The organism is Levilinea saccharolytica (assembly GCF_001306035.1).
In the GTDB taxonomy this organism is placed as follows: Bacteria; Chloroflexota; Anaerolineae; order Anaerolineales; family Anaerolineaceae; genus Levilinea; species Levilinea saccharolytica.
The window spans coordinates 236,228-243,190 of sequence record NZ_LGCM01000039.1; the positions used below are offsets into that span (position 1 = coordinate 236,228).

Annotated in this window: 6 protein-coding genes; 3 read left to right on the top strand and 3 right to left on the bottom strand. The window is 54.2% G+C overall.

Annotated elements, in window-relative coordinates; all coding sequences use genetic code 11:
* Positions 1–22: 22 nt before the first annotated feature.
* From ADN01_RS11930 to ADN01_RS11940, 3 genes are read left to right on the top strand one after another with little or no spacing between them, the layout of a single operon-like run.
* The gene (locus ADN01_RS11930; RefSeq protein ID WP_062419884.1) at positions 23–1,342 is read left to right on the top strand and encodes a nucleotide sugar dehydrogenase; all 1,320 of its coding nucleotides are present in this window, start codon (positions 23–25) and stop codon (positions 1,340–1,342) included.
* Positions 1,343–1,344: 2 nt separating this feature from the next.
* On the top strand, positions 1,345–2,322 hold the full coding sequence (locus tag ADN01_RS11935; RefSeq protein ID WP_062419885.1) for an NAD-dependent epimerase/dehydratase family protein: 978 nt from the start codon (positions 1,345–1,347) through the stop codon (positions 2,320–2,322).
* Positions 2,319–3,674, top strand: a complete 1,356-nt coding sequence (locus ADN01_RS11940; protein ID WP_062419886.1) for a lipopolysaccharide biosynthesis protein — start codon at positions 2,319–2,321, stop codon at positions 3,672–3,674. The genes ADN01_RS11935 and ADN01_RS11940 overlap by 4 nt, the downstream gene beginning before the upstream one ends.
* On the opposite strand, the gene ADN01_RS11945 is transcribed toward ADN01_RS11940, so the two are convergent.
* The 3 genes from ADN01_RS11945 to ADN01_RS19305 all read right to left on the bottom strand — a co-directional run bounded on the left by ADN01_RS11945 (position 3,578) and on the right by ADN01_RS19305 (position 6,237).
* The gene (locus tag ADN01_RS11945) at positions 3,578–4,024 is read right to left on the bottom strand and encodes an endonuclease domain-containing protein (RefSeq protein ID WP_082142988.1); all 447 of its coding nucleotides are present in this window, start codon (positions 4,022–4,024) and stop codon (positions 3,578–3,580) included. The two genes, ADN01_RS11940 and ADN01_RS11945, sit on opposite strands and share 97 nt — an antisense overlap.
* Before the next feature lie 371 nt (positions 4,025–4,395).
* On the bottom strand, positions 4,396–4,941 hold the full coding sequence (locus tag ADN01_RS19300; RefSeq protein ID WP_147238938.1) for a hypothetical protein: 546 nt from the start codon (positions 4,939–4,941) through the stop codon (positions 4,396–4,398).
* Between the two features lie 228 nt (positions 4,942–5,169).
* Positions 5,170–6,237, bottom strand: a complete 1,068-nt coding sequence (locus ADN01_RS19305) for a hypothetical protein (RefSeq protein ID WP_147238939.1) — start codon at positions 6,235–6,237, stop codon at positions 5,170–5,172.
* Positions 6,238–6,963: the final 726 nt, after the last annotated feature.

Genomic DNA, 6,963 nt, shown 5'->3' on the forward strand with positions numbered 1-6,963 from the left:
GGCGCCCATAATCGAGGAACCTATGTCAAATTCTGTGCAGTCCCAGCTTGTTCAACAGTTAGAAAACAAAACCGCCACCGTCGCCATTTTGGGCCTGGGCTACGTGGGCCTGCCCCTGGCCGCCGTGATGGCCGAAGCGGGCTACCATGTGATCGGCATTGACCCCGTCGCCGAAAAAGTGGATATGATCCAGCGCGGCGAAAGCTACGTGATGGATGTGCCCACCGAGCAGGTCGCCCGCTACGTGCGCGAAGGCCGCCTGGAGGCCACCACCGATTTTGCCGCCCTCTCCCGCGCTCAGGCGGTCAGCATCTGCGTGCCCACCCCCCTGCGCAAAACCGGCGACCCCGACCTGTCGTTCATCGTCTCGGCCACCGAGGCTCTCTTCCCCTACATGCACCGCGGCATGGTGGTGGTGCTGGAATCCAGCACCTACCCCGGCACCACGCGCGAAATGGTGCTCTCGCGCCTGGAAGCCAGTGGGTTGAAAGCCGGTGAAGATTTCTTCCTGGCCTTCTCGCCCGAGCGCGTGGACCCCGGCCGCACGGATTGGACCACCTACAACACCCCCAAGGTGGTGGGCGGTATCACCGAGGCCTGCTGCGATGTGTCGGTGGCCTGGTACCGCCAGGCGCTGGAAACCGTGGTGCGCGTGTCTTCCACCGAAGTGGCCGAGATGGCCAAGCTGCTGGAAAACACCTTCCGCATGATCAACATCGCCATGGTCAACGAGCTGGCCATCATGTGCGACCGGCTGGGCGTGGATGTGTGGGAAGTGATTGACGCCGCCGCCACCAAGCCCTTCGGCTTCATGAAGTTCACCCCCGGCCCCGGCCTGGGCGGGCACTGCATCCCCATTGACCCGCTGTACCTGTCTTGGAAGCTCAAATCCCTCAAATACACGGCGCGCTTCATCGAGCTGGCCTCCGAAATCAACACCGGCATGCCGCGCTTCGCCGTCACCAAGGTGCAGGACGCACTCAACGAGCACAGCAAAGCCCTCAAGGGCAGCGCGGTGCTGGTGTTGGGTGTGGCCTACAAGCCCGACATTGACGACCTGCGCGAATCGCCCGCGCTGGATGTGATCGGCCTGTTGGAGCAAAAGGGCGCGCACGTGAAATATCACGACCCCTTTATCCCCCACTTCGATCACGAAGGCCTGGCCATGACGGCCGTCAGCGACCTGATGACCGAGGTGCGCGCGGCCGACTGCGTGGTGATCATCACCAACCACAAAGCCTACGACTACGACGCCATTCTGGAAAACGCCAAACTCATCGTGGACACGCGCAACGCCCTGGGCGAGCGCGGCCGCACGCATCCCAAAGTTGTGAGGTTATAATCATGGGCCACTATCTGGTCACCGGTGCGGCCGGTTTCATCGGTGCGCGCGTTGTGGAAATGCTGCTGGCCGACGGGCACAGTGTGGAAGGCGTGGACAACCTGTGCGACGCTTATGATGTGCGCCTGAAAGAATACCGTCTGGCGCGTCTGACCCCGCACGCGAATTTTCATTACCACCCTGTGGACATCAGCGAGATGAGCGCGGTGCAGCAGGTCTTCGCGCACAGCGCCCCCCTGGACGGGGTGATTAACCTGGCCGCCCGCGCCGGGGTGCGCGCCAGCGTGGAAAATCCCTGGGTGTTCCTGTCCACCAACACCACCGGCACGCTCAACCTGCTGGAAAGCTGCCGCCAGTACGGGGTGAAGAAGTTCGTCCTGGCCTCCACCTCCTCCATTTACGGCGCGGACGCCCCCTACCCCACCCCCGAAACCGCCAGCTCCGACCGCCCCTTGCAGCCCTACGCCGCCAGCAAAAAAGGCGCTGAGGCCATGTGCCACGCCTACCATTACCTGAACGGCATAGATGTGACCATCTTCCGCTATTTCACCGTGTACGGTCCTGCCGGACGCCCGGACATGGTTATGTTCCGCTTTGTGCAGTGGATCAGCGAAGGCCGGCCGGTGCGCCTCAACGGCGACGGCGAGCAGTCGCGCGGCTTCACCTACGTGGACGACATCGCCCGCGGCACGATCCTGGGCCTCAAGCCGGTGGGATATGAGATCATCAACCTGGGCGGGCACGAGACCATCACCATGAACGAGATGATCCGCTCCCTGGAAGAGATGATCGGCCGCAAGGCGGATGTGACCCATCTGCCCCTGCACCCCGCCGACATGCTCACCAACTGGGCGGACGTCAGCAAGGCCCGCCGCCTGTTGGGCTGGGAACCGCAGGTGAACCTTCAGGAAGGCATGCGCAGCCTGGTGGATTGGTACATGCAGGAACGCGCCTGGACTTCGCAAGTCATCACGGCATGAATTTTCGCAAGACCCTATCCGCCTGGAAGGATGACCGCCTGTTAGGGGCGGTCATCCGCAACAGCGGCTACCTGTTCAGCAGCAGCACCATCGCCATGGTCCTCACCTCGGTGCAGGGCATTTTGGCGGCGGTGCTGTTGGGCCCCAGCGACTACGGTGCGCTGGGCATTTTGATTCTGTTTGCCACCAGCGTCAACCGCCTGCTGTCTTTCCGCATGGGTGAAGTGGTCATCCGCTACGCGGGCAGCGCCCTGGAACGGGGGGAGCGCACCCAGGCCGCGGCGGTGGTCAAGGCCGCCGGGCTGAGCGAGGCGGTCACCTCGCTGGCGGCCTACGCCATTCTGATTCTACTGTCCCCCTGGGCCGCCCAGGTGTTCATCAAAAACCCCGCCGCCGCCCCACTGATTGCCTATTACGGGCTGGCCCTGCTGGCCAACCTGGTGGCGGAGACAGCCACCGCCGTGCTGCAGTTGGGGTCGCACTACCGCGGGCAGGCCGTGGTGAACGTGCTGCAGTCCCTGGTGACCGCCGCCTGGATCACCGCAGCCTATTTCACCGGCGGCGGGCTGGTGGAGGTGCTGAACGCCTACCTGGCGGGCAAAACCATCAACGGCCTGGGGCTGACCCTGCTGGCCCTGCGGCGCGCGCCCCAACACCTGGGCGCGGGTTGGCTGCGCTCCCCGCTGCGCACGCTTTCCGGCTGGCGCGGGGTGGCGCGCTTTGCCCTCAGCACCAACTTGAGCGGCACCATCAATCTGGTCATCCGCGACAGCGAAGTGCTGTGGGTGGGGTTGTTCTTCAACAACGCCGCCGCGGGCTATTACAAATTCGCCCTGGCGATGATGAGCCTGATCCTGATGCCCATCACCCCCTTCATCTCCACCACCTTCCCAGATATCACCCGCTCGGTGGCCCGCCGCGACTGGCCCACCCTGCGCCGCCTGCTCTCTCGCACCACCTGGATCGCCGGGCTGTGGACCACGGCCTGCGCCCTGGGCCTGGTGACGCTGGGGCCGTGGCTGCTGGTGTGGCTCAAGGACGGCGCGTATCTGCCGTCCTTCGGGGCCATGCTGATTTTGCTGGTGGGGTACGGCGCGGCCAACATCTTCTTCTGGAACCGGCCCTTGCTGCTGGCCCTGGGCCTGCCCAATTACCCCCTGAAGGTGGCCGCCCTGACCGGCGCGGTGAAAACCGTGCTGATGTTTGCCCTGGCCCGCCCCCTGGGCTACCTGTTCCAGGCGGCCCTGCTAAGCGGCTACTTCCTGGTCTCTATCGGGCTGATCGTGCGCCGCGGCCTGGTGGAGGTGGCGCGGGAGGAGCGGCGGCCAGAGGATTCGTCCGCGGGGGAATAAGGGGAGTGCTGACAGCACTCCACGATATTTTCAAGCACCGCGGTGATATTTTCCTGCACTTCTGAATTGGTATAGCGCAGCACGCGGTACCCCTGGCTTTCCAGCCAGGCAGTGCGTGCCTGGTCATATTCCACCTGATCGGCATGGGAATCGCCGTCAATTTCGATCACCAGGCGGGCCTGGGCGCAGTAAAAATCGGCGATAAAGGGGCCGATGGGGTGCTGGCGGCGGAACTTCAGCCCGTTGGCCTGCCGGCTGCGCAGCGCCTGCCACAGCCGGGCTTCGGCGGGGGTTTGCCGTTGGCGCAGTTCGCGCGCGCGTTGGATCATTTTCGGAGATGCGTGAGGCATGGAAGACCCCCTCAGCCGGAATTTCCCCTCACCCGGCCTCTCCCCTGTGGGGAGAGGAGAAAACCGGTGGAAGCAAATGATGAGGCTGTAGGTTCTGTGATGTCAGGTTTGGTCCTGTAAATTTCCACATCCAAGTATATCAAGGCGAGTTTTCAAAGTCACCCCTCTCCCCTTGGGGAGAGGCTGGGAGAGGGACTTGGTTCCAAGGATGTTGTCCAGAATATGCCTGCTGCAAAGCATATGACTTCTATGTGCAGCTCATACGCCCGTGCTGATCAGAGTGTTAGGGATGAGTCCTAAGAATATATCTTATGTTTTGCAAGACTGGCTACCTGAAAAACACAACTCACACTTTTTGCTTTCGTTTTTTATTAAACAGATAATTTATTTATCGTGTCAACGAAAGATTCTGGAGAATAGGGGGTCATATTAAACTCTGTGTCAAATACTTTTCCATTTATAGTCTCTCGCCAAAGCAATGTGTATACATTTGATGTGGTTACATATGAACCGCCACTAACAGTCTGGGTTGTCTTTACAGCAACATTTACCATTTCAAGAGGTAAGTTATGCAACTCTTCCAGCGAGTATGAATAAAATATTATAGAGCGTTCTTTTATGCCTATAAGTACACGATTTTGATAAGGGAGGCGAGGATGACCACCTAAATGAAGTGCACTGTAGAGATAATCGCAGCCTGTTCGCTCAAAAGCAATCTCGTGATTCTTTTTTACTTCCTCTTGTTTTGCAAGATAATTTGCTCTGGCAATTGGTTTCCAAATCAGAAATATTATCCCCGGCACTACATACAAGCAAGTGGCGAAAAAACATCCTATTGTGTGCCCCCAACCCCATTCACCCCCCATAAATCCTTCATCGGGAAAATCTAACCATTCGAACGTATTGTCTGATGCCATGAAATTTTCCTCCAGTTTGTTTTTTTGGGCAATTCTTATTAATTTTAGAAGCGGATGTAAAACGTTGAACCTTCTCTATCTTGAAACGCCCAACGGCTTGCGGTAGCGGCGGATGGGTGGGACGAGACAAAACTCCGAGAGCAGAAAAAAGCCCGAAAGTAGAAAAAAGCCTGTTAGCCGCGGGGCCCCCACCATCCGCTGCACGCTTTGTTAGCCCGTTTTTTGTCTTTAACAGTTGCCACGATAGCAGTAACTATCATAATGATAATAAATGTCTGTTCCAAGAAAAATTGAAAAGCCTATGGGTTTGAATTTCATAGCACAAAGTTTATCTCCCATTTTGATTGGATACTCAAAGATATAACCGTGTGCGTCATCAGCCGCCTGATAAGTTCCAACTACTTCGCCATTTACTGTAAATTCCATACCCGATGAACCTGAAATCCATACAAGGTTTGTATTGTAGCGCGATACGTCACAGCCGCTTGGCTGTTCTTCCCTTCGGATTCTTTGTACTTTGGAATGCTTGTTATCCCATAACCAACTTTCACTGTAAGGGGCAAGTCCATCTGAAAACGTCCCATTTTCAAAGATTCCAGTGCCTACTTGAACCGAATAATGCTCTCTGATAGGAGTCATTTCTGAGCCAGAAGATGGCTGAGTAGAAGATTGTGATACTTTTGTGGGAGGTGGCTCTGTTTCTAAAGTTGCAATTGGTACGACGCTAGTGTTTGTCGAAGCAGGCATTTGACCTACACCGTTGCAACCAAGAGATTGGCTTGTGCGGTTATGTAAGTCAACATTTGCGATTTTGTCGAATATAACTTGCGCTATACCATCTCCGTAAATTACTTCAATAAGCCCTTTTACCCGTGTAACTTTCCATTCAATCGTATGCTCAACAAAGGTACCTTGAGGGTTATCTAATGTCAAGTCATGATTTTTTTCAGTCGTTAAGCCATAATCTTTGGCAAGGGCGGCTGTTATTTTTGCCTCTAACTGAACTTCCAATGCTGTTGGAACAGGAGTACCAGTTACTAATCCACCTGCACCTACAGTTACTTCAAACGTTGCTTTTTGCGTTTCAATAGTTTTATAACTTACGTTGTAAGTTGGATTTGCACCATCGCAATTATTTACTCGTTCTATTTGAATTTCAAAGGTTGGCGTTATATCTGCTATTTTCGGCTCGCTAATTTGTTGTGGCGTAATATATGCATTGTTTCCTGCTGGCGTACCGCAACCAGCCAAGATGAATGCAATTAGCATAATTGATATAGCGTGATTATTTTTCATGTTGCCCATCCTATAGAATGTAGATTAATTGCTGTCCAAAAACTAAGAATAGAACAAGGATAATGCAAATACAAAATATGAGAAGAAATACAATTGCTGTCAGAATATAAATAATGATAGGAATTTTATATAATAGTTTCGTATCGTCATTTTCATTCATTGCGTATCCTTATTGATTGCGTTCTTGTTGTGCAAGGGACGGACTAACTATTTATTATCCGGATTTCTGATATTCTGCATCTTTACCGTATAGCCAGGCCAACAAAGTATGCTATATTGCAATTATGCTTGGATATCTGAAACCCTCCGATTAGAAAAAATGCTATATCCGCTCAATACCAACATGTAATCCCCACATAAACTCAGTTACAACAATTGGATGGTTAAGCGCAAATATATGCAGTTCAGTGTTAATACATCGAACGTTTTTCGATTAAGATCATTCGTTTTTCTTATCTTCGTAAAAGAACCGCACGACGATTGATGATTTGCGCATTTGATTCACCACCCTTAATCCGCACTAGCCAAAAAAGCAAGCTGTACCGCATAACTACCTGATGACCCCACTCAAACCGCGACAAACAAACCTAAAAATATTACTAGCCACCTGACAGTTTGAAAAATCAACAGTAAGAACATAGCAAAATCCGAAATGGAAGCGAGTTGAGAAGTTGACGATCAATATAACGCAATCCAATTTGAAAGATACTCAGATCACGACGATCC